The organism is Mucilaginibacter sp. P2_A5, assembly GCF_056404995.1.
Genome location: NZ_JBFUCY010000023.1, coordinates 42,364 through 64,730, shown reverse-complemented (window position 1 = coordinate 64,730; position 22,367 = coordinate 42,364). Strand labels below are relative to the sequence as shown.

Sequence of the window (22,367 nt, the reverse complement as noted above, 5' to 3'; positions counted from 1 at the left end):
ATGGTGAGTGGTGAGTAGTTTCATATCAGAAACACACCACTCATCGTTCAATTGCCCGCTATCCAACTACTCACCACTCACTATTCACAACTCACTACCTATGGACATCCTGGTATTTTCAACAAGTGTTAAACAAAAAAGGCAGGTAAGCAAGGTAACTACCCTGCTCACCAAAATTCCGGCTATTGCCCAATGGAATTTCGACCTGGAAGATTGTGATAATATATTGCGGATTGAGGCCGACAACGTTTCGCCCCGCTACATCGAACAGTTATTGATTGGTGTCGGGATACATTGCCGGGAGCTGGAATACTGATAACGTTGTAAGTGGGACGTTTTACGTTATACGTAGTTTTTATACATCGAAACAAAACGTAAAACGTATTACGTACAACTTCTTCGGCGCCGGGAGCTGGAATACTGATAACGTTGTAAGTGGGACGTTTTACGTTATACGTAGTTTTTATACACCCGAACAAAACGTAAAACGTACCACGTAAAACGTAAAACCTCAGCCCTACTTCTTCGGTGCCGGGCTGTTAATCTCAATCCAATAACCATCCGGATCCTGGAAATAGAGTTGCAGCACGCCGTCGGCCCTTAAGGTTGGCTCCTGGTTATCGCCTTTCCAGTTTCTGTATTTAATGTTGTGGCTTTCCAAGATTTTGGCAAACTCCTGAACCGATCCTACCGAGAAACACAGGTGCTCGGCTATTGGGTGTACGCCTGCGCAATCGCCCTGGATGGCATGTAATTTTACCCCGTTGCCCAGGCTGTACCATTGGTGCACGGTATCTTTAAAAGGGTTGCCCACTTTGCGCAGATGCATTACACCGGTATAAAAAGCAACACTTTTTTTAAGGTCTTTTACGCAGATGGCAATATGATCAACCACAGGTACGGCATCGGTACCCGATTGCGCAAAGCAAAACCCCGGTAAAACAAAGGCGGCAATTAACAATAGCAATTTAAGCCTACCCGGTTTGCGGGCATCAAGGTTAAGTAAAAAGCTCATTTTAAGTTTTTGGTTTAAAAACCTAAAGATATGTGTTTAGATAACACTAAGGCCAGATCACAGAAATATTACTTACACAGATATTGGTGATTAAACTCGTGTTCGGGTACAACATTTACCGTATTATTCCTGTTCCAGTCGTCAATATCTATTAAACCCATAGGGGTTTGATAATGGCCGTCATCGTTGGGGCATTTAACCACGTAAAGGCCATCTGGCGCCAGTTCAATAACCGGGCGCGCGCCGCATGTTTTACAAAACCTGCAGTTTATCGTTTTTGGTATATTAACGTAACTCCTCATATTGTTTATGTTTACGGTTAATAAGTTATTACGGTTGCTTTATTGTTAATATAAAACAATAAAAAATATTTTAATATCATATTTTGTTAAGTGTTTACCTGGCATACCCATGGCCTATAAAATATTGCAGGCCTGGCATTAATTTTCTTTTATTACATTTATTGCCATGCAACCTGATATCGAACAGCTAAAAACTACTTATAAAAACTTAAGCGATGATAAGCTTGCCCAGCTTGCCCTTTACGAAGCCGCAGGTTTAAGGCCCGAGGCGCTTGAAATATTAAAGGCTGAAATGAGGGAGCGCGGTTTTGAACAGGAAATATCCGGCATTGTAAACGCCCAGTTACTTGATACCGATAGCAAGGAGTTTGATGAATATGTATTGCTGATACGCCGGCAACCCTGCCCTGTTTGCGGCAGTATACAACAACCCTTAAATGCCGCAATAATTGGCACGGTAACAAGTTTTTTGGTATTCACCAGTTACCATAAAAGTTTAACTATTGCCTGCCCGGCATGTTTACAGCGGGCATTGCAAACAGGTACTTCCATAACCCGATTTTTAGGTTGGTGGGGCCTGCCCTGGGGAATTATCCGATCAACCCAGGCCCTGATAAGTAACGGTAAGGCAGCTAAAGATATCGGGGTGCCAGAGCCAACCGATACGTTAGTAGATTTTGTTAAAGCAAACGCAGGAGTTATCGAAAGTTTGCGTAAAAATGATTTATCAATCCAAAAAATGCTTAAGAATGTAAATAAAGAAAATTCATAGTGAGTGGTGTGGTGAGTGGTGAGTGGTGAGTGGTGAGTGGTGAAAAAAACAGCGCTGGATTTTTCAAATCCGGCGCTGTTTTTTTTTTGCGGGAAAGCTTTGGGCTTTAAGCTTTTGGCTTTCCCTATATGGCGTATTAACAGGAATTGTTTTTGTTACGGGCTTAATCGTTCCAGAGGTGGTTAAATGGGAACGATGTAGCCAATTTGCTTTTTATAAAATGATCGTCTTCTTTTTGTAAGCAATCGTTGGTGTAAATATCTTCGTCGGCATTTACTTTTAAAATGCTGCCTGCAATACGCTCAACAATGTTTGATAGCGTGGTTACTTCGGTGTCGGGAATTTGAATTGTTAATATTGCCATGGTAGTTGTTTGTTTTAATTGATATTTCAAAAATAATTGTTTGTTGTCAATCCTATGTTTGCTGAAAGTCAAAAATTAATCATTTGATTAACTTTTATAAAACGCCGGGAAAACACTATCTATTGTTGGCCCTAAAGAGGTTTAACATTGTTTAACAAATAGTCCGTCACAGCGTACCCTTAATTATGATGACGATTCAGAAGCGCTAATATTTTATTAAATTGCTTTTTTTATCTATTATTTATGCACGGCAACGGTCTTTTGAAGATTTTCCTGGTCATATCTGCAACTAGCTTGTTATTTGACTGGTATGTGTTCTCGGGGTTAAAAACATTAATTGCCGGCCGGCGTTCGCGGCTTGGGCAAATTATAGTTTTATGGGGATACCTGCTTATTTCGGTTGGTGTTACCGCGTTATTTATAACCGGCCTGCCTGCATTTAGGACCACAAATGGCATGCGGCCTTTCCATGAATGGATATTGAGCCTGTTCCTAACCTTTTTTATTACAAAACTGGTTTTCATAGTTATTTTGTTTTTGGGCGACGCAGGGCGGTTGCTGGCGGGCCTGTTTAAGCAGGCAAAACAATCGCACGGTAAGTTTGAGCTCCCGGCCCGCCGGAAATTCATCAGTGAAGTAGCCATATTGGTGGCGTCAATACCCTTTACCTCCTTTTTTTACGCCATGCTAAAGGGAAAGTATGATTACCGCCTGCATAAAACCACGCTATACTTTGATGATTTGCCCGATGCCTTCGACGGATTTACCATAACTCAACTATCTGATATCCATTCGGGCAGTTTTGATAATGCCGCGGCCATGCAAAAAGGGATAGATATGGCCAAAGCCCAAAAAAGCGACCTGTTTGTTTTTACCGGCGACCTTGTAAATAATGCCGCCGTAGAAATTGAGCCCTACCTAGATAGGTTTGGGTCGATAAAAGCGCCTTACGGACAGTTTTCTATTTTGGGTAACCACGACTATGGCGATTACATTGAATGGAAAAGCCCCGAAGCCAAAGCAGCCAACCTGGAAACCCTGAAACAGCACCACAAAACTTTGGGCTATCGCCTGCTGCTTAATGAAAACGTTACGATTGAAAAAGACGGGCAAAAAATATCGCTCATCGGCGTTCAAAACTGGGGCCGCGGTTTTATACAAATGGGCGATTTGAATAAAGCCTTACATGGCGTTCCGAAAGACGCTTTTAAGGTGCTGTTATCGCATGATCCCACCCATTGGGAAGATCATGTGCGTTATAACCCGGCCAATATCCATCTCACCCTATCAGGCCATACACATGGCGCGCAATTTGGGGTCGAGATACCCGGCTTTAAATGGAGCCCTGTTAAATACACATATCTCGACTGGGCGGGCCTGGCCAATCATAACCAACGCTATTTATATGTAAACCGGGGTTTTGGTTTCCTGGCATTTAGCGGCAGGCTGGGCATCTGGCCCGAGGTTACTGTTATTGAGTTGAGGAAAAAGGCATTAGTTTAAAGAACATCGATATGAACAAATTGCTGCAACTGGTTTTAGTGCTGCTAATTTTTGCTTCGTGCAGGCATCCCAGGCCTAAGCCGGTTAATAAGTTGTATGTTCCATCAGATGAAGCGGAGATAACTACACTTGCATTTAATTACATTATGCCTTCGGATAGTGTTTTTAAACAACATTTGATCAAATACAAATTCCCGGCATCCGAAACGGATAACATCCGGCAACTAAAAAATCAATTAGATACGGCCAGGCTATATGTTTTTATTGCTGATACACTGATAAGGCTACCCGAAGATTACCTGAAAAAACAAGCCAAAAACCGGCACAGGAGCGATAAAGATATGGTAAAAAATATGCTGACAGACAGTTGGGCGCCCGAAGTGATCATCAACGAAAAACCAGGTATATTCCAACTTAAAAACCTGGCTTTTACCTATAATTACGAATACATGCTTTTTAACCGGCGAAAAAAAATGCCGCCTGTTTTCTTTAACGCCGGGATGTTTAGGATGTCGGCAATATTTTTCAATCAAAATAAAACCAAAGCTTTCGCCTACATTGAAAAACGCGGTGGGCCGGTGGTAGCCCAGGGTTATGATATTTTTTTGGAGAAGAAAAAAGGCAACTGGTTTGTTGTATTGTGTGATTTGGATTGGTCGTCCTGATTTTCTGGCAAGGTTTTTATACCTATTATGCTATATCTATAAAAACACAACACCATGGCAACATCCAACGTAAAAGAGATAGGAAAAGGGAACACAGAAATAAAACATGAACACAGTACCTGGGAGGTGATGAAGCCTTTTGTAAATTTTGGCTTAATGGCCACCGGGCTTATTGCAACTGCACTTATTACCATAGTTAAAAATATACCTAAGCCTGATAAACAGAAACAGCCTGAACGTAAGGACAATAACATTATCAAGATTTAATTCATAACATTTTTTTTCATATTACAAAGGCCGGAAGCAACTTTTCGACCCCGTATTTTAACGGGGTCAAATACGGTGTTTTCACGGATTGACGGCCGTTATTTAATTCCCGAAATTTAACATCGTTAACCCCTGAAATTAACTAACGATGCCCCTACAAATAATCGGTGTTCACAGAACTAAAGATGTGCATGATAACCCTTACCTGGCTATCAACTCATTAATGTGGATTGATGACCACACTCAAAACCGCGGCATCACTACCAGGGATGTACTTTTCGACTGGATAAATGATAACGGCCTGGCATATATTCTTGATGAGCAAGGCAACAAATTCAGGTTACTCACAGCAACTACCAAAAGCGGCCTCAAATATGTACGTACTGTTTTTGACGAAACAAAATCCGACAGGCTGTTAAGCCTATCGGCCTAAAAAAATAGCTATAACAAGCCTAAACCTTCGTTTTTTATACCTTAACCTTGTAAGCAACCTCCGTCATACGTTTGATGGGGGTTTGCTTTTTTTAGAAGAGTCAAGAATCAGGAATTAAGAGCTTGGGTTTCGAATTATGTGTATGAACTGAGTTCTGCCTTAATATTGGTTTATGCTTCATGAAACATCTTCGTTTATTTAAGCCGAATCAATCAAACCTCCAAAACCATACTTTTGTCGAATTAAATTCATTTTTATAAATTATTATTGAATTTAATTCTGTTAATCACTAATATTACCGTATGATTAACGAAACAGACATAGTTTTAGACAAAACCGATCTGCATATTTTACGGTTAATGCAGGACAACGCCCGGATATCAAACGCCGACCTGGCCCGGGAGTTGGGCATGGCGCCTTCGGGGATATTGGAGCGGGTGAAAAAGCTGGAACAGAAAAACGTTATCCAGCAATATGTAACCAAAATAAACCCAACCGCCCTACAGCAAAAATTGCTGGCTTTCATTTTTATGAAAGCAGCCGATGGGCCGGGCTCAGACCAAACCACGCTCGAACTTGCCAAAATACCCGAGGTGCAGGAAGTACATCATATAGCCGGCGATGATTGCTACCTGATTAAGGTACGCACCTATGATTCGGCATCATTGATGCACCTGATGCGTACGCACTTCAGCAAAATCCCACACATTTTGAACACCCGGACCACCATCGTGCTCGAGACCGTGAAAGAACAACAACAATTAGTTATACCCGAAAAATAAATATACCATGGCCACATCTTCACAAAAATCCGCCTCGCCCTTACTGGTTATCATAGCTTTTGCTACGGTTTACCTGGTTTGGGGTTCTACCTACTTTTTTATAAAAATGGCTGTCGACGGCTTCCCGCCGCTTTTGCTGGGCGCAATCCGTTTTTTTATGGCGGGCGCTTTATTGCTTACGTGGTGTGCCATTAAAGGCGAGCGGATTTTTGTAAAGCGTAATATGATCCATGCGGCAGTAAGCGGATTTTTATTACTGGTAATTGGCAACGGTGTAGTGATATGGGTTGAGCAAATCCTGCCAAGCGCTATGGTGGCTATCATGGTAACGGCCCCACCTATATGGTTTGTATTGCTGGATAAGCCAAACTGGGGTACCAATTTCAAAAGCAAAAGCACCATTATTGGCCTGATAATTGGCTTTGCGGGTGTAATATTATTATTTAGCGAGCAGATAGAAAGCATGATGGCACCCGCATCCGGGCCGTCAAAACTGCCCGGAATGCTGTTATTAATAGCAAGTACATTGGGCTGGGCATCGGGCTCTCTTTATTCAAAACATTACAATACCCAAGGTTCGGCGGCGGTAAACACCGCGTGGCAAATGCTGTTTGCAGGTATTGTATTTATACCGTCGAGCTTTTTACGCCACGAAGTTCAAACGCTTAACTGGAGCGCCATACCGGCCCATAGCTGGTACGCACTGCTGTACCTGATCATTTTTGGATCGATAGCCGCCTTTAGCGCCTATGTTTGGCTGCTGCAGGTGCGCCCGGCGACGCAGGTTGGTACTTACGCCTACGTAAACCCGGTTATTGCAGTAATATTAGGCGTGCTTTTTGCCCACGAAGGCGTTACCTTAATACAGGTGGCTGGCCTGGTTGTGATATTAGCAAGTGTACTCCTGATTAATTTGAGCAAATACAGGAAGGAAAAACAGCAGGTTGTTCTGGCCGATTAGTCAGGTACAGAGTTAAGAATCAAGAGTTAAGAATCAAGACAGAAAATGCCATTTGCGCAACAAGTGAAATAGCGATAATTAATGCCTGTTTATTAATCAGGAATTTACAAATTGTTATTAAAAAATAGAAATCGCAACAGTTAAGCTATTGTTGGCCCTGTTAATTCCTACCACTTTTTTCGGTCTTGATTCTTGACTCTTGATTCTCGATTCTTCATCAATTTTCCCATTTCCCAAACTCAAAGTACCTGGTAATTTTTATGCTTACCTTGCTGCCTACCTTATATTTGCCCCTGTTGTAATTCATTACCCGCAGGGTAACATCGTTATAATCAATAATCAATTCTTCAAAAAAGCCTTTAAACAAAATCATTTTTACCAGCCATTTTTTGCCAATCCTTACAATTTTTACGTGTTCGGCATAAACAACTACAATACCACGGCGGCTTTTAATGCCGCAAACTTTGGCCTGGGTTGATGTAAGCACACTACTGCTGGCCAGTATTTGCGAGGTATACAGCAATTTGGGCGAATGATACAATTGATCTGGCGGACCATGTTCAACTATTTCGCCTTCTTTTATTACAATAAGTTCATCTGCCATTGATAGTATCTCGGCCGGGTCATGAGATACAAGTACCACGGTTGTTTTCCACTCCCGTACAATCTGCCTGATATCATGCTGCAAGGCTTCCCGGTAATAGGCATCAACCTGGTTAAAAGGTTCATCAAGCAGTAACACCTGCGGCCGGCTAATGAGGGCTTTGGCAATTGTAACCCGCTGCTTTTCGCCACCGCTCAGCTTACCAAAGGGATAATCCTTTAGCGGATAAATGTTAAGCATATTAAGGGCCTCGGTAACCAGTTTTATTTCCTGGCTCTTGTCCTCAGGCGCCATTCCATCGCGTACCGTTTCCCAAACAGACGACTTGGGGTTCATATCAACACCGTTTTGGGTAACCATCCGCATTACCTTGTGGGCATGTTGTATACCATGCTCACGGCTCAATACCTGTTCCTCTTTAAAAAAAACCTCGCCATGATCGGGCTGTAGCGTACCAAACAACAAATTAAGTAAGGTGGTTTTACCGCTGCCGCTTTCGCCCACTATCGCGGTTATCTTCCCTTTGGGCACAAATATGGTTATGTTGTTTACCCCGGTTGATTTATCGCCAAAAAAGTTTTTGGTAACAGATATGGTTTCCAGTATCAAATCATCTTGCATTTCTGTATACTTTTTATTGCTTAAGTTTTGATGCAGGCAAATAGTTATGGCCTTAAAAGTACCTAAGCTATAAAAAGTTTGCTACCCGCAAAAGCTAAAGCTTATATTTTGTATCCCGGCAAACAATTTACAACTATGGCTATTCCTATAATAGCGAAACATTTAAAATTATAAACATGAACAAGACCATCGGTATAGCACTTATCATTATAGGCGCTATCATGCTCATCTGGACGGGCTTTACTTATACCAAAAAGGAAAAAGTTATTGACGCCGGTCCGCTCCAGGTTTCTGTTGATAAGCAAAAAACTGTAAACTGGCCCCCGTATTTAGGTGGCGCATTAATTATCGGAGGCATAGCGGTAGTGGCCTTTTCAAAAAATAAATAGCCTGGAATTAAGTAATAAGTCTTTAGTCGAAAGTCTTTAACCTGAGCTGAATTCTCTTTTCTGACTTTCGACTAAAGACTAAGCATGACAAGACACTATTTATTGTCGACCGCCTTGAGCACGCTGATATCTTTACCGGCCAATAACTGCGCGTAATTAATCATCCTGAATTTTTTGCCCTCCATCGCCCTGAATTCCGGCGACAATAACATATTCAGCTCCGTTTGGCGATGAAGGCTGGTAAGGGGTTTACCATCTTTAGTATTCATCATGTTGCTGTTCATATCCACCAGCGCATCCATTTCGGGGCTGGGCGTAGCTGTATGGATAACTACCAGATTTGGCTTGGTAGGGCTAAGTTTGGTGCTTACATAATTCAGAAAAACCTTTTTCTTGGTGGCAATCGGTTCGCCCCACATTTCCATATAAGTTTCGCCAAAATAGGTAACGCTGCTTAGGGTTGATATAGCCAATTTATATTTATGGGCCAGCTTTTCGGTTAACGCCCGCAACTCCGGTGTCGAGAGCGCTATCCCCATGTGCGGGTCTATATAGGTAATTTTAAGCCCCGAGGCTATTGCGCGTTCAATTTGTGCCGATAGTTCGGTTTCTACTTCATCCATTTTATAACCGCTTTTGGCAAATGCCGATGTTGAATGCGGAAAATAGCCCACTTCATCAACTAAACCTGGCACCGCGGTGCGCCCTGTAACCGGCCCCCAGCGGTAGTTTTTCCATTCGGATGTGAGCGTTAGGTGTACCCCAATACTTACGTTTGGATATTTTTTCAAAATCTCCACTGCCTCCTGGTACCACGGACAGGCAAACTGCAACGATACCGAAAAGGGCAATCCCGTTTTAGCCATTTTTTCGGCGGCCATATTTACGGAGTGGTTCATGCCAATGTCGTCAAGCCTTATCAACAACTGTGGTAATTTATCAGCTTGCTGCGCGGTCGCCGGGTTTAACCAAATAGCTATTATTAGTAAAAACAGGTAGCGTACATGTGTTTTTTTCATTAAATCAGGGGTTTATCAATAAGAAAATAAAAGATTAGATTAAAAATAGCCGAAAAAGTATAAAAAACTATCATTAATGACTATAATGCAATATAAATATTATAAAAATCATCCACTGCCGCATTTATTCGTGTAAATTTTACATTTATTTAATATCTTGTAGCGCACAATGCCGGCCTTCCCCTAAAATACCGGCATTTACCGCTATTGATGCATTATATATGGCAATATTATAAAACCCTGGTTAACCGTAACTGTTTAGGTAATACCGAACAACTGCATGGTTTGCCCTACTGGAGCAACAAGTTATTTGCAGTAATAATGACGTACCTTTTGCCGCTTTTTATCGTCGCCCTGGTCCCCGGCGAGTATATGAGCATGGTAAACCATTTTTACGCACTTGCTGTTTTTGATTTACTTATTGTAACTGCTATTTCGGCCGTAGCATTATTGCAAGGTATAAGTATACCGGCCCGTAAACTACTGCTTATTACATTCCTGTACCTGCTTGCCGTGTTTTTGCTTTACTACCTTGGATGGTACGGGCCAGGCTTGCTTTATTTGCTGGTAATAACCATTTTTTGTTTGCTTATATTTCCCGGTAAACGCCCATTTTGTACTGTTTACATCAACGCGGCCATTTGCATTTCGGTAGGCATTTGCATTCACTTTAAACTTTTATCTGATGGTATCGCCTTGCAATACAGTCTTGGCTCGTGGATAGCAGTATCGGTAAACCTTATTATTTTAAGTGCCGTTACAGCGCAACTATTACCCACGCTTTTTAACGGGTTGCAGCAAAGTAACAACAGGTATGAAACGGTTGCGCAGGCCACAAGCGATACCATCTGGGATTGGGATATCATTAACGATACCATTCAGTACAATTATGGCATGAACCAGGCTTTTGGGTACAAATTAAGCGAAGTTGCCAATGTAACCAACTGGTGGAACACCAAGCTGCACCCAGACGATGCCGAAAAAGTTACCGGAGGCCTTACCAGAGCGTTTACAGGCAAAAACAATCACCTACAGCTTGAGTACCGTTTTTTATGCGCCGATGGCAAGTACAAACATATACTTGACCGAGCTTTGATTATCAGGGACACAAACGATAAACCCATACGGGTTATTGGCGCCATGCAGGATATTACCCGCCAAAAAGAAGAAGAACAATGGCTGCGCCTAACCGAATCTGTATTGAAATATGCCAAGGATGCTGTTTTAATTTTTGAGGCGGATGCCAATGAAAATGAGCAAAGGAAAATAGTTTACGTAAACGAGGCGTTTACCAATATTACCGGTTACACCCGGCAGGAAACAATCGGAACTGCAACCGATGTTTTATGGGGCAGCAATAATGCAGGCACAGGCCAAAACGATTTAATAAACACTTTTGATCAGCACGCTGCATTTGAAGTTGAAGTAATTAATTATAAAAAGAATGGCGAGCGTTTCTGGAGCAGTAAATCGGTATCGCCGGTTAAGGATTCTGCCGGCAATATAACCCATTGGATCTCGATTGAGCGCGATGTTACCCAAACAAAAAATCACGTAAATGCTATTGAAAAACAAAACATCAAACTTAAAGAAATAGCCTGGACCCAGGCTCACACTGTACGCACCCCAGTTGCCCGGCTTATGGGCCTGGTGGATTTGCTGAACGATGAAAACAACCTGTCAGCAGATTTTAACCAGGTGCTGCGGTTCATTTCCCTGTCGGTACACGAACTCGATGGTGTCATATTAGGCATCATCCGAAAATCGGAAGATGAGCAGCTGAATTTTAATGCATGAATTAAAACAACCTGGAAGGGAAAGCTTAAATAAAATTCCAAAAACCTAACCTAACTGTAATCTTTCAACCTGAAAGAAAAATCGTGTCATTATTCCAGCAACAGGGTATCCTCGTCGTCCGTTAAGCTAAGCTGAATGCTATCGTTACCGGCAATACCTTCAATACTGCCCTTAATGTGGGCGGCATTCAACAATACTTTATCCAGTTGCTTCTCGCGCGATTTCCACATTTTCTCCATCGCGTCGCGTTCTTTTTGGATAGATAGGCGCATACTCATGTAACCTTCCCTAATGGCTTTCCATTGTTCAGAAAATTCGCTGCTGGTTAGGTAATCATACAACAGGTGCATTTTGTCACCTTTATTGTCCTGCGATTTGATAAGGTTTGATAACTTGATCACGCCATCACGCAGGATATACGATACTGCTTTTACCTCGTCGAAACTACAAATCCAAACCCCGTCCTTCTCGCCAAAACAATCCATTCCTTTAGGGTAGCATTGCGTAACAATAACCGCTACATCAACGCCAACGCTGCGCATGTCTTTTTTGAGTTTATCAATCCAGTCGGCGCCAAAGGTAGCGGTACGCTTACTTTCATAAATAATTTTGCCGCACTCCTGCCCAAACTGGTTACGAACAGTTTGCACGCAATCGGCCCCGCGAACACCCTTGCCAACTTCGCTTATTATATCAAACGGGAAATAGTTACGCAGCAATTCTTCCAGTATCAGCTCCTGTACCTCGCCCTGCAACTGCATACTCCCTTGCTCGGCTTTGCGCTTCATCTCTTCGGCAAGCTTCTTTTGGTCGTCCAGCTGTTTCTCCAGTTCTTTTACCTTTAACTGGTACTCTATATCCTTTATGCTATGCCTTTCGGCTTCCTGGCGGCGTATCTGCTCGCCCAGTTCGTTACGTTGCTCCTGTAACTTGCGTTGCAGGGCAAGCTCCATCTCTTCCTCTTTTAGCAGCAGTTGCTTTTCGCGTTGTAAAAACTCAAGCTCTTTCAGGCGCGAAAGCTTTAATTTTTCTTCGCTCTCCTGTGCCGAATTTTTTAGCATCAGCACCTGGTTTTCATAATCCTGGCTGATGGATTTACGCAAATTTTCCTCCAACACCAGCTGCAATTGTTTTTTTTCGGCATTCAGGCGTTGTTCAAATTCAGCTTTTTGCTGCCGCTCTTTATTTAAAAAATCCTCGTCTTTTTTGCGGTATTCCTCCTCCTTTTGGCGGGTATAATCCTGCATTTTAACCCGGAGCTCTTTTTTATACTCCTCGGCCATCACCTCCTCTATCGGAAAACCAAAACCACAACTGGGGCACTTAACTTCTGTAGCCATACTTATTATCACGCGAAAAACATTTTCGCACCTCAAATATAGGAATTTATACAGCGCCAAAATTTGACAAGAATGTAATACTTGCAGTTATCATTTATTATTTCTATATTACATCAATGCAAATTTTACAAATTGGCAAGGTCTTGTGGAGCTACGATTACGAAATCGCGGCGCTTACATTGATCGACGAAGCCGGAGCCCTTTTTTCGCTAACTCCGCCCCCCCACCATCGTGAGGGTGAAATCATATTGACCCCAACAAGCCTGGTTATTGATGGCTACAACTACTTAAATATCCCTTTAAACAAGCTTGAGCAAGTATACCTTGGATTTGATGAAATTTATAAAAGATCATTAGTCAGAAATAAAGGTTTGTTTTGCCAGCCCTTAAGGTTACGTTACAAACAAGGCGACGATACCGCCGTTGTTTACCTCATTGTAGATCTTCGCTTTTTTGGTACAAAAAACCAGCTTTGGTTTGATACCTTAAAACAACTCCTGGCCGATTAGTGTCGTGTCAACGATAAATTGACGGATATTCTTTAGCCCAAAGTCTTAAGTTCTAAGTCAAAAGAGAAAAAAAAACAACTTTAGACTTACGACTTAATACTGCTGACTTAACTCTACTATTCCCACTTTCCCGTCTAAATTATTCTTCCTAAAATGCATGCGTATGCCAAAAAAACAGGCTGTATTGTGCCATCCACGAAATAACGAATCAATCTCAAGAATACTCCGGACTTTCCGACTACAGACTTCGGACTTCAGACTAACGGCTTAACGGCTTAACGGCAGTTTAAAATACCAAATTGTGGGTATTTTTTGCTAAGCATCAATTTGCCATATTTGAGGCCGCAAGCCATCACTAAAACCTTTATCTCCCGATCCTGATTTAATCGGCCATTTGTAGCGAAGGCTTACATAATTATAAATCATTATGAAAAAACTCGCACTATTAAGATTATTTACCTGCTTACCACTTATCGCCCTCATTATCCCAAACATCACCGAATCATTAATTAACCCCAATTACCAGGTACCGGTTATACATGTTATCACAGGCGCGGCACTGGTAGTAGTGGTTGGTATTTGTACTGTCATTATCTATTACCTGCAAAAACAGCAGCTTAAGGTACAATACCAGCGCAACAAAAATTAGCAAACACAAACGGCGTACCCATTTTACAAGGTACGCCGTTTGTGTTTTAAAACAGTATTGTAATTATTTAGCTTTAGCAAATTCGCCGTTAGCTTTAATAGTAACTTCATCGCTTAACATGGCTGAGCCAAATTTGCTGCCAAAGTTAAAATCGGCACGTTTGATTGTACCTGTTAACTGGAAACCTGCATCATCGGCTTTGCTCATTGGGTTTTGAATAGTACCACGGTACCAAAGGTCGAAAGTAACCGGTTTGGTAACGCCAGCTAATGTAAGGTTACCGGTAACCGCATAATGTTTATCAGATGTTTTTGTGATACCTGTGCTTGTAAAGGTAATTGTTGGTTTATTGGCAACATCAAAAAATTCAGCAGATTTTAAGTGATTGTCGCGGTAATCGTTATCTGTGCTTACAGATGCTGTTTGTACAGTAAACGACACCTTAGCATCGCTAAAATCTGGCTTTGCAGCAACAATGGTAGCATCATAAGTTTTAAAAGTACCATCAACATCATTTACTAATAAGTGGGTAACTGTAAACTTAACGTTTGAGTGTGCTTTGTCAACAGTCCAGGTAGTTTGTGCAGATGCAGCAGTATATAAAAATGCTGATGCCAACAGGATAAAGATTTTTTTCATTTTGTTTAATTTTTTTTGAGACTTGATTTTTTTTATGATCCAAAAGTATACAAAGAATTGGAATAATAAGCGATTAAATGTTTAAACATTTAATTATTAAATTAGCATGACAAATAACGACTGATTTAGTGGGGTAATATACAAATCTCGGTCAACACATACGTTATCAATACTATTAAATTTTAATATCCAGTGATAAAAATCAATAACCTTTATCGGCGGCCATGTTTATTTGAATTAAGGCGGATAAATACTATTCGCTTATCTGCCTTAAATGAGTTAAAATTTATTTAGCGCTAAATACGTAGAAAACAGAGAGTGCCAGGTTATTGCTTATAAAATTAGCGTTAAAATTATCGCTGCTTCCATTTCCCTGTTTATCATTATCAGACTTAGTATGATTATAGGAAAGATTAGCCAAATTGGCCGAAACACCAAGACTTTTAGATGGGTAATATACCAATCCAAGATTGATACCAGCACTGTAACCGTTAATTTTCTCCGAATTATTATAAATGACATCCGCACCACTATAGGTATACTTGGTATTGTATCTGCCATACCCAAAGTAAGGGCCTGTGCGTATTCCTAATTTGTTTCCATACATGAAATATTTTCTTAAAAATATTTGCGCGCTATATTCGTGCGAATCGCGGTTAGTTGGATAGTTTGGGGAATTATCGTCCAGGCTATAACCGGCATAGTTCAAATTAGCACCAATATCTAATTTATCGGCAATAAAATAACTATAGTTGGGCCCTATAGAAAAGCCAGTGGTCTTGATAGTAGAATTAAAGGACGAGTTATCATACGGATTGATAGATAAGTTTTTCGACTTTTGGTAGTTAAAGCCAACATTCACACCTAATGTTTGCGAACCTTTTTCGGTTTGGGCTTTTGAAATTTGAAAAGCCAGTAAAAATGCAGGGATTAAAAGAAGTACTTTTTTCATATTGTAATAATAGTTTGTTGAGCAGTTGAAACGGCGTTTGTTTGCCTATATTTTGCCAAAAAGTCTATTATTAAATAAATATTTTTCGTGATAATATAAGATTATAAGTGACGTTTAATTGGGTTTTGTTCAGCCTCGGCTTACCTTCCCTCCAGGCTATCCCTGTACTCCTTAAGCGCCTTTAATATCGAAGTAGCAATTGAAAACTGACCGTCTTTCGATTTCAGGTATTCTTCATCAGCCGGGTTATTGATAAAGCCTGTTTCAACCAGCACCGCCGGCATACCGCTTTGGGCCAATACCAATACACCCTGCTCTTTTACACCAAAGGTATGGCGACCATCCGCTTTTTTTACCTGGTGAATAATCATATCGCCAAAATGGATGCTTTGCTTACGGTACTTTTGCTGAAAAGCGTTCAACACAATGGTGTTCACCACGTTATCTTCGCCGTAACCATTGTATTTGCTCTTGTAGTCATCTTCAATAAAAATAGAAGCGTTCTCGCGCAGGGCCTCACGCTGTTCCTGGCTGCGGTGAAAACCGTAAACCAATACCAGGGTGCCATGTTCTTTGGCCCTTTTTTTTGGCGATGAATTACAGTGGATAGAGATAAACAGGTTGCCATGGTTGCTGTTGGCAATGTCGGTTCGTTTATGCAGTTCAATAAAAGTGTCTGTGCTGCGGGTCATGATGGTTTTAATTCCCGGCATCTCATTATTTACCAGGTCGCGCAGTCTTTTGGCTATGCTAAGGGCAATATCTTTTTCTTTTGAAGTAGCACCATGCGCGCCGGGATCTTTACCGCCATGGCCGGCATCAATAATAACTGTTTTAAACTTAAAGTGATTTGTAACCGGGTTGGAAGTACCGCTTTGCTGCCCGTATGAACTATTAACATTAGCCAGGCTGATCAAAAAACAAACAAGTGCGGGTATACGGGTACTTTTTAAGCAGATAGCAAACATGAAGAATAATTGTATATAAGTACGCTGATATTTTAATTATAAATGACATAATTAAGATATTGTTTGGTGTACTTAGTTTAAATGTATGTTTAATTAAATTCCGCAAAGGTAGTATTAGTTAACATTTTAACGTCATTTCGGTTCAAAAAATAACAAAACTGCAAAAGCGATACCGGCATGCAATACATATCATATTTAAATTTTTATATTTATGTTTTACTACTTACCATTTGATATGTCAATTAAAAAACTACTATTTACCCTGTTCGTTTCCATCTTTTTTGTACAAACCAGTTACAGCCAGCAAAAACAATTGCCTTACGGCGACAATGCATCGGTAGGCAAATATTACAGCATACGTGGTATTAAGCTGTATACCGAGACTTACGGAAGCGGCAAACCCTTGCTGATGATACATGGCAATGGCGATAAAATGAGCGCTTTCAAAAACAACATCCCATATTTTGCTAAAAAATATAAAGTTATAGCGGTGGATAGCCGGGCGCACGGCAAGTCGACCGATGCAGCCGACTCGTTGAGTTTTGAACAGATGGCCGATGATTTTGCCGCCCTGCTGGATGCGATGCATATCGATTCGGCTTACGTTGTTGGCTGGAGCGATGGTGGCATTAACGCACTGGAACTGGCCATGCGCCATCCTGAAAAAGTGATTAAACTGGCATCTACCGGGGCAAACCTGTGGCCCGATTCAACCGGGTTAATACCCAGCTTATGGAAAGGTATGCAGAAAAACTACGCGGCACATAAAAATGAGGTTTGGAAAACTGCGAAAGAAAAAAACGACTGGAAAGTATTCATGCTGGATTATGACCAACCGCACATCAAATTAACCGAACTCCACCAAATCAAGTGCCCTTCGCTTATTATAGGTGGCGACCGTGACCTTATCCCGGTTGAGCATACGGTAATTATTTCTCAAAATATACCCAAATCCTATTTATGGATTGTACCCAACTCAGGTCATCCTACGCTACAGGAGCATGCAGATGATTTTAACAAACTGGTTGATGACTTTTTTGAACAGCCATTTAATAAACGATGATCTTCTCAGTATAAAAATCAGGTTATAGACTGATAAAGCCGATTATTTATCAGCCTATAACATGAAATACATTTCATATTTTCAGGTTATTACCTTATATTTGATGAACCTTTAAGGAAATAATTTCATGAAAGATAAAAAACAACAGCTGGTTATTGGCCAAATGGACAAAAAACTAACCATGTTTCGACCCGTGGAGCAGGTAATTGTGCCGGACAAAGGCTGGTTAAATGCTGTAAGAACATCTTTAAAAATGACTTTACAGCAGTTTGGATCCCGTTTGCATATTACACCTCAAAGCGTGAATGAACTGGAGTTAAGGGAAGCATCGGGAAACATTACCTTAAACCGGCTGCGGGAAGCAGCGGATGCTTTGGATATGAAATTGGTTTACGGCATGGTACCAAAACACGGTTCTATCGAAGCAATGATCGAGAAACGAGCGAAGGAACTGGCCCGAAAAATTGTTTTAAGAACATCAAACTCCATGAAACTTGAAGACCAGGAAAATTCGGCCGAAAGGATAGAGAAAGCTATAAACGAGAAAGCAGAAGAAATCAAAGAAGAGTTGCCCAAGTATTTATGGGAATAAATTTTGAATACGAGGATGGGCAAACCCCTTTGGACGAAGAGGAAAAAGAGGGTTTGCTCATTACTACCATCACTACACGCGCAGAACTGGATGAGTTTGAACAACTAAATATTCAAAAAGCTATTGAGTGGACCTTAGCAAGAAGATTTAAGGTCGAAAAACTACTGACAGAAAATTTCATAAAACAACTTCACCAAAAAATGTTTGGCGATACCTGGGTATGGGCAGGTAAGTTCAGAAACTCAAATAAAAATATGGGTGTCGACCGTTTTATGATAGCTGTAGAACTAAAATACCTGTTGGATGATGTTAAATTTTGGATAGATCATAACACTTACCAGCCAGACGAAATTGCAATTCGGTTTAAGCACCGCATAGTAAGTATCCATTGCTTTTCCAACGGCAATGGCAGGCATTCCAGGCTGATTGCAGATGTAATTATTGAGCATCTTTTCGATCAGCCTGTATACTCCTGGGGCAGCACAAATTTGATTAAGGCCAGCGAAGCACGCAAACAATATCTAACTGCTGTTAAACAAGCGGATAAAGGTGACGTTTATCCACTAATTCAGTTTGCCCGTTCATAACCATATGTGTTGCAGACAATCCCCCCGCCCCCGCCCAACTCATGACAGTCCATGACAGTTCCCGGATTACTATTGCCTACATTAGCTTTACCAATTTAAACCAGTTAAGAGTATGCAAATTATTTTTGGAGTCTTTTTCCATTTTATCGGCGGGTTCGCTTCGGGGAGTTTTTATATTCCCTACAAAAAAATTAAGGGCTGGGCCTGGGAAAGCTACTGGATAGTAGGCGGCATTTTTTCCTGGTTCATCGTTCCGCCGCTGGCCGCTTGGTTAACCATACCCGGCTTTGCCGATATCATCAGCCACACCAGTGCATCCGTTATCGGGTGGACGTATTTAATGGGCCTGCTCTGGGGTATTGGCGGCCTCACTTATGGTTTAGGTGTGCGATACCTTGGGGTATCATTAGGCAGTACCATCATACTGGGGCTTTGTTCGGTATTCGGGGCTTTAATACCATCGGTATATTATGACCTGGTTCCAAAAGCGGGCAAAGACACTTTTAGCATGATGCTGCATAACCAATGGGGGCAGTTTGTATTATTAGGCATATTACTATGTGTTGCAGGTATAGTTATATGTGGCAAAGCCGGCATGATGAAGGAAAAAGAACTATCATCCGATAAAACCATAGCCAACGAAAACAAAGAATATCGCTTTGGGCTGGGCATCCTGGTAGCTGTAGTATCTGGCGTGTTAAGCGCTTGTTTCAACTTTGGCATCGAAGCCGGCAAATCAATGGCCGATACGGCAAACCATATTTGGCAGGCTGCGCACCCGGGGCAGGGTAACTTTCTGTATCAAAACAATGTAACGTACATTATTATACTATGGGGTGGCTTAACCACCAACTTTATCTGGTGCATGGTGCTAAACGCCCGCAACAAAACGTTTGGTAATTATACCGATAAAAAAACGCCACTGCTTAAAAACTACCTGTTTGCAGCGTTAGCCGGTACCACATGGTTTTTACAGTTCTTTTTTTACGGCATGGGCGAAAGCAAGATGGGCAACGGGGCCAGTTCCTGGATCCTGCACATGGCTTTCATCATCCTGATAGCCAATACCTGGGGCCTTGTGCTAAAAGAATGGAAAGGCGTTAGCAAAAAAGCATTTGCTACTGTAATTGCCGGTATAGCGGTAATTATATTATCTGTGCTTGTGGTGGGCTACGGTAACTCGTTAAAATAATGACTGAATTAGTGAGTCAGTGAATTAGTGAATTGAACTGCAACGCGGCTTTTTCAATATTTGTTAAACAGTAAACATTCACTAATTCACTAAATCGCTAATTCACTAATTCACTAACTAACTCAATCAATAATTCACTAACTCAATAATTCAATAATTAAACACACATATGTCTGTCAAAACAACACAATTTAAGCACGTAAGTTACCTGTGGGATGATGCCAAAGCAGCCGAGCTTGCCGGCGACGAGGTAGCATTATTAATATACCGGTCCAACTTATTAGGTGCCGATCTGAGGTTAACCAATTACGGCGGTGGTAATACCTCCTGCAAAGTAATCTCCAAAGACCCTTTAACCGGCAGCGATGTTGAAGTAATGTGGATTAAAGGATCGGGCGGCGACATTGGCACGTTGAAAAAAAGCGGTTTGGCAGCCCTATATGTCGATCGCCTGCGCAGCCTTAAAAATGTGTACCGAGGCGTGGAGTATGAAGACGAAATGGTTGAACTGTTTAACCATTGTATTTACGACCTTGCCTCCAAAGCCCCCTCTATAGATACTCCTCTGCATGGCTTTTTACCCTTCGCGCATATCGACCACCTGCACCCAGATGCCGCGATCGCTATCGCCGCAGCAAAGGACGGTAAAAAAATAACACAGGAACTTTTTGGCGGCACCATAGGCTGGGTAGAGTGGAAAAAACCAGGTTTTGAGCTGGGCCTGCAATTGAAACAATGCCTGGACGAAAATCCCGGCATCCGTGGCATCATGTTAGGTTCGCACGGTTTATTTACCTGGGGCGATACGGCTTATGAAAGCTACGTTAACACATTAGAAGTAATTGAGCGCTGTGCCGAATACCTGGAAGAAAACTATGGCAAAAAAGCCCCTGTTTTTGGTGGTCAAAAAATTGAAAGCCTGGACGAAGCCGGCCGTAAAAAACAGGCTGCCGCCATTGCCCCAATCCTGCGTGGTTTTTGCTCAAGCCAAAAACATATGGTTGGTCACTTTACTGATGACGCACGCGTGTTAGAGTTCATTAACTCCAATGATCTTGACCGTTTGGCACCTTTAGGCACCAGCTGCCCTGATCACTTTTTGAGAACCAAGATCAGTCCGCTGGTATTAGACCTTACACCGGGCGAAGATTTAAGCGACGTTAAAGCTTTGCAGGAGCGCCTTACCCCCGCGTTTGAGGCCTACCGCCAAATGTATACCGATTATTACAATACCTGCAAACACGATAACAGCCCGGCCATCAGGGATACCAACCCCGTAATCATTTTATATCCTGGTGTTGGTTTATTCTCTTTCTCAAAAGACAAACAAACTGCCCGTGTTGCGGCAGAGTTTTATACCAACGCCATCAACGTAATGAAGGGTGCCGAGGCGATATCGGAATATACTTCGCTGCCACGCCAGGAAGCATTTGACATTGAATACTGGTTATTGGAAGAAGCCAAGCTACAGCGCATGCCAAAACCAAAGGCTTTATCGGGTAAAATTGCCTTAATAACCGGCAGTGCAGGCGGCATAGGCAAAGCCATCGCCAAAAAATTTGTTGACGAAGGCGCTGTTGTGATCCTGAACGACATGAATGCCGAACGTTTGGAAAGTGCAGGCGAAGAATTTAAAAAACTATACGGTAAAGACTCCTATGCCACCGCCGTGCTTGATGTTACCAATAGCGAACAAATTGATTCGGCTTTAGCAGTTGCGGCCCTGGCTTTTGGCGGGGTGGATATTGTAATTAACAACGCGGGCTTATCCATCTCCAAATCCATCGGCGATCATACCGAAAAAGACTGGGACCTGTTATATGATGTTTTGGTAAAAGGCCAGTTCTTTATTACCCAGGCCGCCGTGGCCATCATGAAAAAGCAAGCTATCGGTGGCGATATCATCAATATTGTAAGCAAAAATGCATTAGTTAGCGGGCCAAACAACGCGGGATACGGCTCTGCCAAGGCCGCACAACTACACCTGAGCCGTTTAAACGCTGCCGAGTTAGGCGCCGATCATATCCGCGTGAACGTGGTTAACCCGGATGCGGTTATCAGCGACAGCAACATCTGGGCCGGTGGCTGGGCCGAGGGCCGTGCAAAAGCTTACGGTATCACCGTAGCCGAACTGCCTGCCTACTATGCCAAACGTACCTTATTAAACGAAGTAATTTTACCGGCGGATATCGCCAATGCCTGTTTTGCCTTTACCGGCGGGCTGCTCAACAAATCAACCGGCAATGTGTTGAATGTTGATGGCGGCGTGGCGATGGCGTTTGTTCGTTAAGCAAATGGTTCATAGATCATGGTTCATGGTCTTAAATTAGCCAACAAATAAAATAAATATGTCATTGCGAGGCACGAAGCAATCGCGAACTA

General features: G+C 42.0%; 26 protein-coding genes. 17 read left to right on the top strand and 9 right to left on the bottom strand.

Features of this window, described 5'->3' with window-relative positions; all coding sequences use genetic code 11:
• Positions 1-100 precede the first annotated feature (100 nt).
• A complete protein-coding gene (locus AC1DXF_RS20090) occupies positions 101-316 on the top strand; it encodes a hypothetical protein (protein ID WP_477450488.1) in 216 nt (71 codons plus the stop codon).
• Positions 317-517: 201 nt separating this feature from the next.
• Here AC1DXF_RS20090 and AC1DXF_RS20085 read toward each other — a convergent pair whose 3' ends face one another.
• Complete coding sequence (locus AC1DXF_RS20085) at positions 518-1,015, bottom strand: VOC family protein (protein ID WP_477450487.1); 498 nt, start codon at positions 1,013-1,015, stop codon at positions 518-520.
• A gap of 68 nt (positions 1,016-1,083) precedes the next feature.
• Positions 1,084-1,317 (bottom strand): hypothetical protein, encoded by a 234-nt coding sequence (locus tag AC1DXF_RS20080; protein WP_477450486.1) that lies wholly within the window; start codon positions 1,315-1,317, stop codon positions 1,084-1,086.
• Between the two features lie 166 nt (positions 1,318-1,483).
• On the opposite strand from AC1DXF_RS20080, the gene AC1DXF_RS20075 reads away from it, so the two are divergent.
• Entirely contained in the window at positions 1,484-2,089 is a 606-nt protein-coding gene (locus AC1DXF_RS20075; protein WP_477450485.1) for a hypothetical protein, read from the top strand.
• 163 nt (positions 2,090-2,252) lie between these two features.
• On the opposite strand, the gene AC1DXF_RS20070 is transcribed toward AC1DXF_RS20075, so the two are convergent.
• Positions 2,253-2,453: a hypothetical protein gene (locus AC1DXF_RS20070; protein ID WP_477450484.1), complete on the bottom strand. Its 201-nt coding sequence runs from the start codon at positions 2,451-2,453 to the stop codon at positions 2,253-2,255.
• A 243-nt stretch (positions 2,454-2,696) separates the two neighbouring features.
• On the opposite strand from AC1DXF_RS20070, the gene AC1DXF_RS20065 reads away from it, so the two are divergent.
• From AC1DXF_RS20065 to AC1DXF_RS20040, 6 genes are all read left to right on the top strand, one after another.
• Positions 2,697-3,956, top strand: a complete 1,260-nt coding sequence (locus tag AC1DXF_RS20065) for a metallophosphoesterase (protein ID WP_477450483.1) — start codon at positions 2,697-2,699, stop codon at positions 3,954-3,956.
• 11 nt (positions 3,957-3,967) lie between these two features.
• Entirely contained in the window at positions 3,968-4,621 is a 654-nt protein-coding gene (locus tag AC1DXF_RS20060) for a hypothetical protein (protein ID WP_477450482.1), read from the top strand.
• 54 nt (positions 4,622-4,675) lie between these two features.
• Positions 4,676-4,888: a hypothetical protein gene (locus tag AC1DXF_RS20055; RefSeq protein WP_477450481.1), complete on the top strand. Its 213-nt coding sequence runs from the start codon at positions 4,676-4,678 to the stop codon at positions 4,886-4,888.
• Positions 4,889-5,036: 148 nt separating this feature from the next.
• Complete coding sequence (locus AC1DXF_RS20050) at positions 5,037-5,321, top strand: DUF3892 domain-containing protein (RefSeq protein WP_477450480.1); 285 nt, start codon at positions 5,037-5,039, stop codon at positions 5,319-5,321.
• Between the two features lie 302 nt (positions 5,322-5,623).
• Positions 5,624-6,103, top strand: coding sequence for an Lrp/AsnC family transcriptional regulator (locus AC1DXF_RS20045; protein ID WP_477450479.1), 480 nt, complete (start codon positions 5,624-5,626; stop codon positions 6,101-6,103).
• Positions 6,104-6,110: 7 nt separating this feature from the next.
• Positions 6,111-7,064, top strand: a complete 954-nt coding sequence (locus AC1DXF_RS20040) for an EamA family transporter (protein WP_477450478.1) — start codon at positions 6,111-6,113, stop codon at positions 7,062-7,064.
• 217 nt (positions 7,065-7,281) lie between these two features.
• On the opposite strand, the gene AC1DXF_RS20035 is transcribed toward AC1DXF_RS20040, so the two are convergent.
• A complete protein-coding gene (locus AC1DXF_RS20035; protein WP_477450477.1) occupies positions 7,282-8,289 on the bottom strand; it encodes an ABC transporter ATP-binding protein in 1,008 nt (335 codons plus the stop codon).
• Positions 8,290-8,465: 176 nt separating this feature from the next.
• Here AC1DXF_RS20035 and AC1DXF_RS20030 point away from each other — a divergent pair, with 176 nt between their 5' ends.
• The gene (locus tag AC1DXF_RS20030; protein WP_477450476.1) at positions 8,466-8,678 is read left to right on the top strand and encodes a hypothetical protein; all 213 of its coding nucleotides are present in this window, start codon (positions 8,466-8,468) and stop codon (positions 8,676-8,678) included.
• A 95-nt stretch (positions 8,679-8,773) separates the two neighbouring features.
• Here the strand turns inward: AC1DXF_RS20030 and AC1DXF_RS20025 are convergent, their stop codons facing one another.
• A complete protein-coding gene (locus AC1DXF_RS20025; RefSeq protein WP_477450475.1) occupies positions 8,774-9,697 on the bottom strand; it encodes a ChbG/HpnK family deacetylase in 924 nt (307 codons plus the stop codon).
• Between the two features lie 210 nt (positions 9,698-9,907).
• Between AC1DXF_RS20025 and AC1DXF_RS20020 the strand changes: the two genes are divergently transcribed.
• Positions 9,908-11,494, top strand: a complete 1,587-nt coding sequence (locus tag AC1DXF_RS20020; RefSeq protein ID WP_477450474.1) for a PAS domain-containing protein — start codon at positions 9,908-9,910, stop codon at positions 11,492-11,494.
• A gap of 89 nt (positions 11,495-11,583) precedes the next feature.
• Here the strand turns inward: AC1DXF_RS20020 and AC1DXF_RS20015 are convergent, their stop codons facing one another.
• Positions 11,584-12,834 carry a DUF2130 domain-containing protein gene (locus AC1DXF_RS20015; RefSeq protein ID WP_477450473.1) on the bottom strand — a complete coding sequence of 417 codons (1,251 nt, stop codon included), beginning with the start codon at positions 12,832-12,834 and terminating at the stop codon, positions 11,584-11,586.
• Positions 12,835-12,950: 116 nt separating this feature from the next.
• On the opposite strand from AC1DXF_RS20015, the gene AC1DXF_RS20010 reads away from it, so the two are divergent.
• Positions 12,951-13,343 (top strand): hypothetical protein, encoded by a 393-nt coding sequence (locus AC1DXF_RS20010; RefSeq protein ID WP_477450472.1) that lies wholly within the window; start codon positions 12,951-12,953, stop codon positions 13,341-13,343.
• A gap of 427 nt (positions 13,344-13,770) precedes the next feature.
• Entirely contained in the window at positions 13,771-13,992 is a 222-nt protein-coding gene (locus tag AC1DXF_RS20005) for a hypothetical protein (protein ID WP_477450471.1), read from the top strand.
• Between the two features lie 63 nt (positions 13,993-14,055).
• Here the strand turns inward: AC1DXF_RS20005 and AC1DXF_RS20000 are convergent, their stop codons facing one another.
• From AC1DXF_RS20000 to AC1DXF_RS19990, 3 genes are all read right to left on the bottom strand, one after another.
• Entirely contained in the window at positions 14,056-14,631 is a 576-nt protein-coding gene (locus tag AC1DXF_RS20000) for a YceI family protein (RefSeq protein ID WP_477450470.1), read from the bottom strand.
• Positions 14,632-14,917: 286 nt separating this feature from the next.
• Positions 14,918-15,583, bottom strand: a complete 666-nt coding sequence (locus AC1DXF_RS19995; RefSeq protein ID WP_477450469.1) for an autotransporter outer membrane beta-barrel domain-containing protein — start codon at positions 15,581-15,583, stop codon at positions 14,918-14,920.
• 140 nt (positions 15,584-15,723) lie between these two features.
• Positions 15,724-16,551 (bottom strand): N-acetylmuramoyl-L-alanine amidase family protein, encoded by an 828-nt coding sequence (locus tag AC1DXF_RS19990; RefSeq protein WP_477450468.1) that lies wholly within the window; start codon positions 16,549-16,551, stop codon positions 15,724-15,726.
• A gap of 235 nt (positions 16,552-16,786) precedes the next feature.
• Between AC1DXF_RS19990 and AC1DXF_RS19985 the strand changes: the two genes are divergently transcribed.
• The 5 genes from AC1DXF_RS19985 to AC1DXF_RS19965 all read left to right on the top strand — a co-directional run bounded on the left by AC1DXF_RS19985 (position 16,787) and on the right by AC1DXF_RS19965 (position 22,275).
• Complete coding sequence (locus AC1DXF_RS19985) at positions 16,787-17,614, top strand: alpha/beta fold hydrolase (RefSeq protein ID WP_477450467.1); 828 nt, start codon at positions 16,787-16,789, stop codon at positions 17,612-17,614.
• A gap of 127 nt (positions 17,615-17,741) precedes the next feature.
• Entirely contained in the window at positions 17,742-18,206 is a 465-nt protein-coding gene (locus tag AC1DXF_RS19980; RefSeq protein ID WP_477450466.1) for a mobile mystery protein A, read from the top strand.
• On the top strand, positions 18,197-18,793 hold the full coding sequence (locus AC1DXF_RS19975; RefSeq protein ID WP_477450465.1) for a mobile mystery protein B: 597 nt from the start codon (positions 18,197-18,199) through the stop codon (positions 18,791-18,793). Before AC1DXF_RS19980 ends, AC1DXF_RS19975 begins: the two co-directional genes overlap by 10 nt.
• 112 nt (positions 18,794-18,905) lie before the next feature.
• Positions 18,906-19,985, top strand: coding sequence for an L-rhamnose/proton symporter RhaT (rhaT, locus tag AC1DXF_RS19970; RefSeq protein WP_477450464.1), 1,080 nt, complete (start codon positions 18,906-18,908; stop codon positions 19,983-19,985).
• Positions 19,986-20,154: 169 nt separating this feature from the next.
• Entirely contained in the window at positions 20,155-22,275 is a 2,121-nt protein-coding gene (locus AC1DXF_RS19965; protein ID WP_477450463.1) for a bifunctional aldolase/short-chain dehydrogenase, read from the top strand.
• The last annotated feature ends 92 nt before the right edge of the window (positions 22,276-22,367 follow it).

Excerpts from the sequence above, each read along its gene's own strand:
- AC1DXF_RS20090 (WP_477450488.1), top strand. The coding sequence starts at position 101 with ATGGACATCCTGGTATTTTCAACAAGTGTTAAACAAAAAAGGCAGGTA.
- AC1DXF_RS20040 (WP_477450478.1), top strand. The coding sequence starts at position 6,111 with ATGGCCACATCTTCACAAAAATCCGCCTCGCCCTTACTGGTTATCATA.
- AC1DXF_RS20065 (WP_477450483.1), top strand. The coding sequence starts at position 2,697 with ATGCACGGCAACGGTCTTTTGAAGATTTTCCTGGTCATATCTGCAACT.
- AC1DXF_RS20030 (WP_477450476.1), top strand. The coding sequence starts at position 8,466 with ATGAACAAGACCATCGGTATAGCACTTATCATTATAGGCGCTATCATG.
- AC1DXF_RS20075 (WP_477450485.1), top strand. The coding sequence starts at position 1,484 with ATGCAACCTGATATCGAACAGCTAAAAACTACTTATAAAAACTTAAGC.
- AC1DXF_RS19980 (WP_477450466.1), top strand. The coding sequence starts at position 17,742 with ATGAAAGATAAAAAACAACAGCTGGTTATTGGCCAAATGGACAAAAAA.
- AC1DXF_RS19995 (WP_477450469.1), bottom strand. The coding sequence starts at position 15,583 with ATGAAAAAAGTACTTCTTTTAATCCCTGCATTTTTACTGGCTTTTCAA.
- AC1DXF_RS20010 (WP_477450472.1), top strand. The coding sequence starts at position 12,951 with ATGCAAATTTTACAAATTGGCAAGGTCTTGTGGAGCTACGATTACGAA.
- AC1DXF_RS20085 (WP_477450487.1), bottom strand. The coding sequence starts at position 1,015 with ATGAGCTTTTTACTTAACCTTGATGCCCGCAAACCGGGTAGGCTTAAA.
- AC1DXF_RS20045 (WP_477450479.1), top strand. The coding sequence starts at position 5,624 with ATGATTAACGAAACAGACATAGTTTTAGACAAAACCGATCTGCATATT.
- AC1DXF_RS20080 (WP_477450486.1), bottom strand. The coding sequence starts at position 1,317 with ATGAGGAGTTACGTTAATATACCAAAAACGATAAACTGCAGGTTTTGT.
- AC1DXF_RS20015 (WP_477450473.1), bottom strand. The coding sequence starts at position 12,834 with ATGGCTACAGAAGTTAAGTGCCCCAGTTGTGGTTTTGGTTTTCCGATA.
- AC1DXF_RS20035 (WP_477450477.1), bottom strand. The coding sequence starts at position 8,289 with ATGCAAGATGATTTGATACTGGAAACCATATCTGTTACCAAAAACTTT.
- AC1DXF_RS20000 (WP_477450470.1), bottom strand. The coding sequence starts at position 14,631 with ATGAAAAAAATCTTTATCCTGTTGGCATCAGCATTTTTATATACTGCT.
- AC1DXF_RS20060 (WP_477450482.1), top strand. The coding sequence starts at position 3,968 with ATGAACAAATTGCTGCAACTGGTTTTAGTGCTGCTAATTTTTGCTTCG.
- AC1DXF_RS20070 (WP_477450484.1), bottom strand. The coding sequence starts at position 2,453 with ATGGCAATATTAACAATTCAAATTCCCGACACCGAAGTAACCACGCTA.
- AC1DXF_RS20050 (WP_477450480.1), top strand. The coding sequence starts at position 5,037 with ATGCCCCTACAAATAATCGGTGTTCACAGAACTAAAGATGTGCATGAT.
- AC1DXF_RS19965 (WP_477450463.1), top strand. The coding sequence starts at position 20,155 with ATGTCTGTCAAAACAACACAATTTAAGCACGTAAGTTACCTGTGGGAT.
- AC1DXF_RS20005 (WP_477450471.1), top strand. The coding sequence starts at position 13,771 with ATGAAAAAACTCGCACTATTAAGATTATTTACCTGCTTACCACTTATC.
- AC1DXF_RS20020 (WP_477450474.1), top strand. The coding sequence starts at position 9,908 with ATGCATTATATATGGCAATATTATAAAACCCTGGTTAACCGTAACTGT.
- AC1DXF_RS19990 (WP_477450468.1), bottom strand. The coding sequence starts at position 16,551 with ATGTTTGCTATCTGCTTAAAAAGTACCCGTATACCCGCACTTGTTTGT.
- AC1DXF_RS19985 (WP_477450467.1), top strand. The coding sequence starts at position 16,787 with ATGTCAATTAAAAAACTACTATTTACCCTGTTCGTTTCCATCTTTTTT.
- AC1DXF_RS19975 (WP_477450465.1), top strand. The coding sequence starts at position 18,197 with ATGGGAATAAATTTTGAATACGAGGATGGGCAAACCCCTTTGGACGAA.
- AC1DXF_RS20025 (WP_477450475.1), bottom strand. The coding sequence starts at position 9,697 with ATGAAAAAAACACATGTACGCTACCTGTTTTTACTAATAATAGCTATT.
- rhaT (WP_477450464.1), top strand. The coding sequence starts at position 18,906 with ATGCAAATTATTTTTGGAGTCTTTTTCCATTTTATCGGCGGGTTCGCT.
- AC1DXF_RS20055 (WP_477450481.1), top strand. The coding sequence starts at position 4,676 with ATGGCAACATCCAACGTAAAAGAGATAGGAAAAGGGAACACAGAAATA.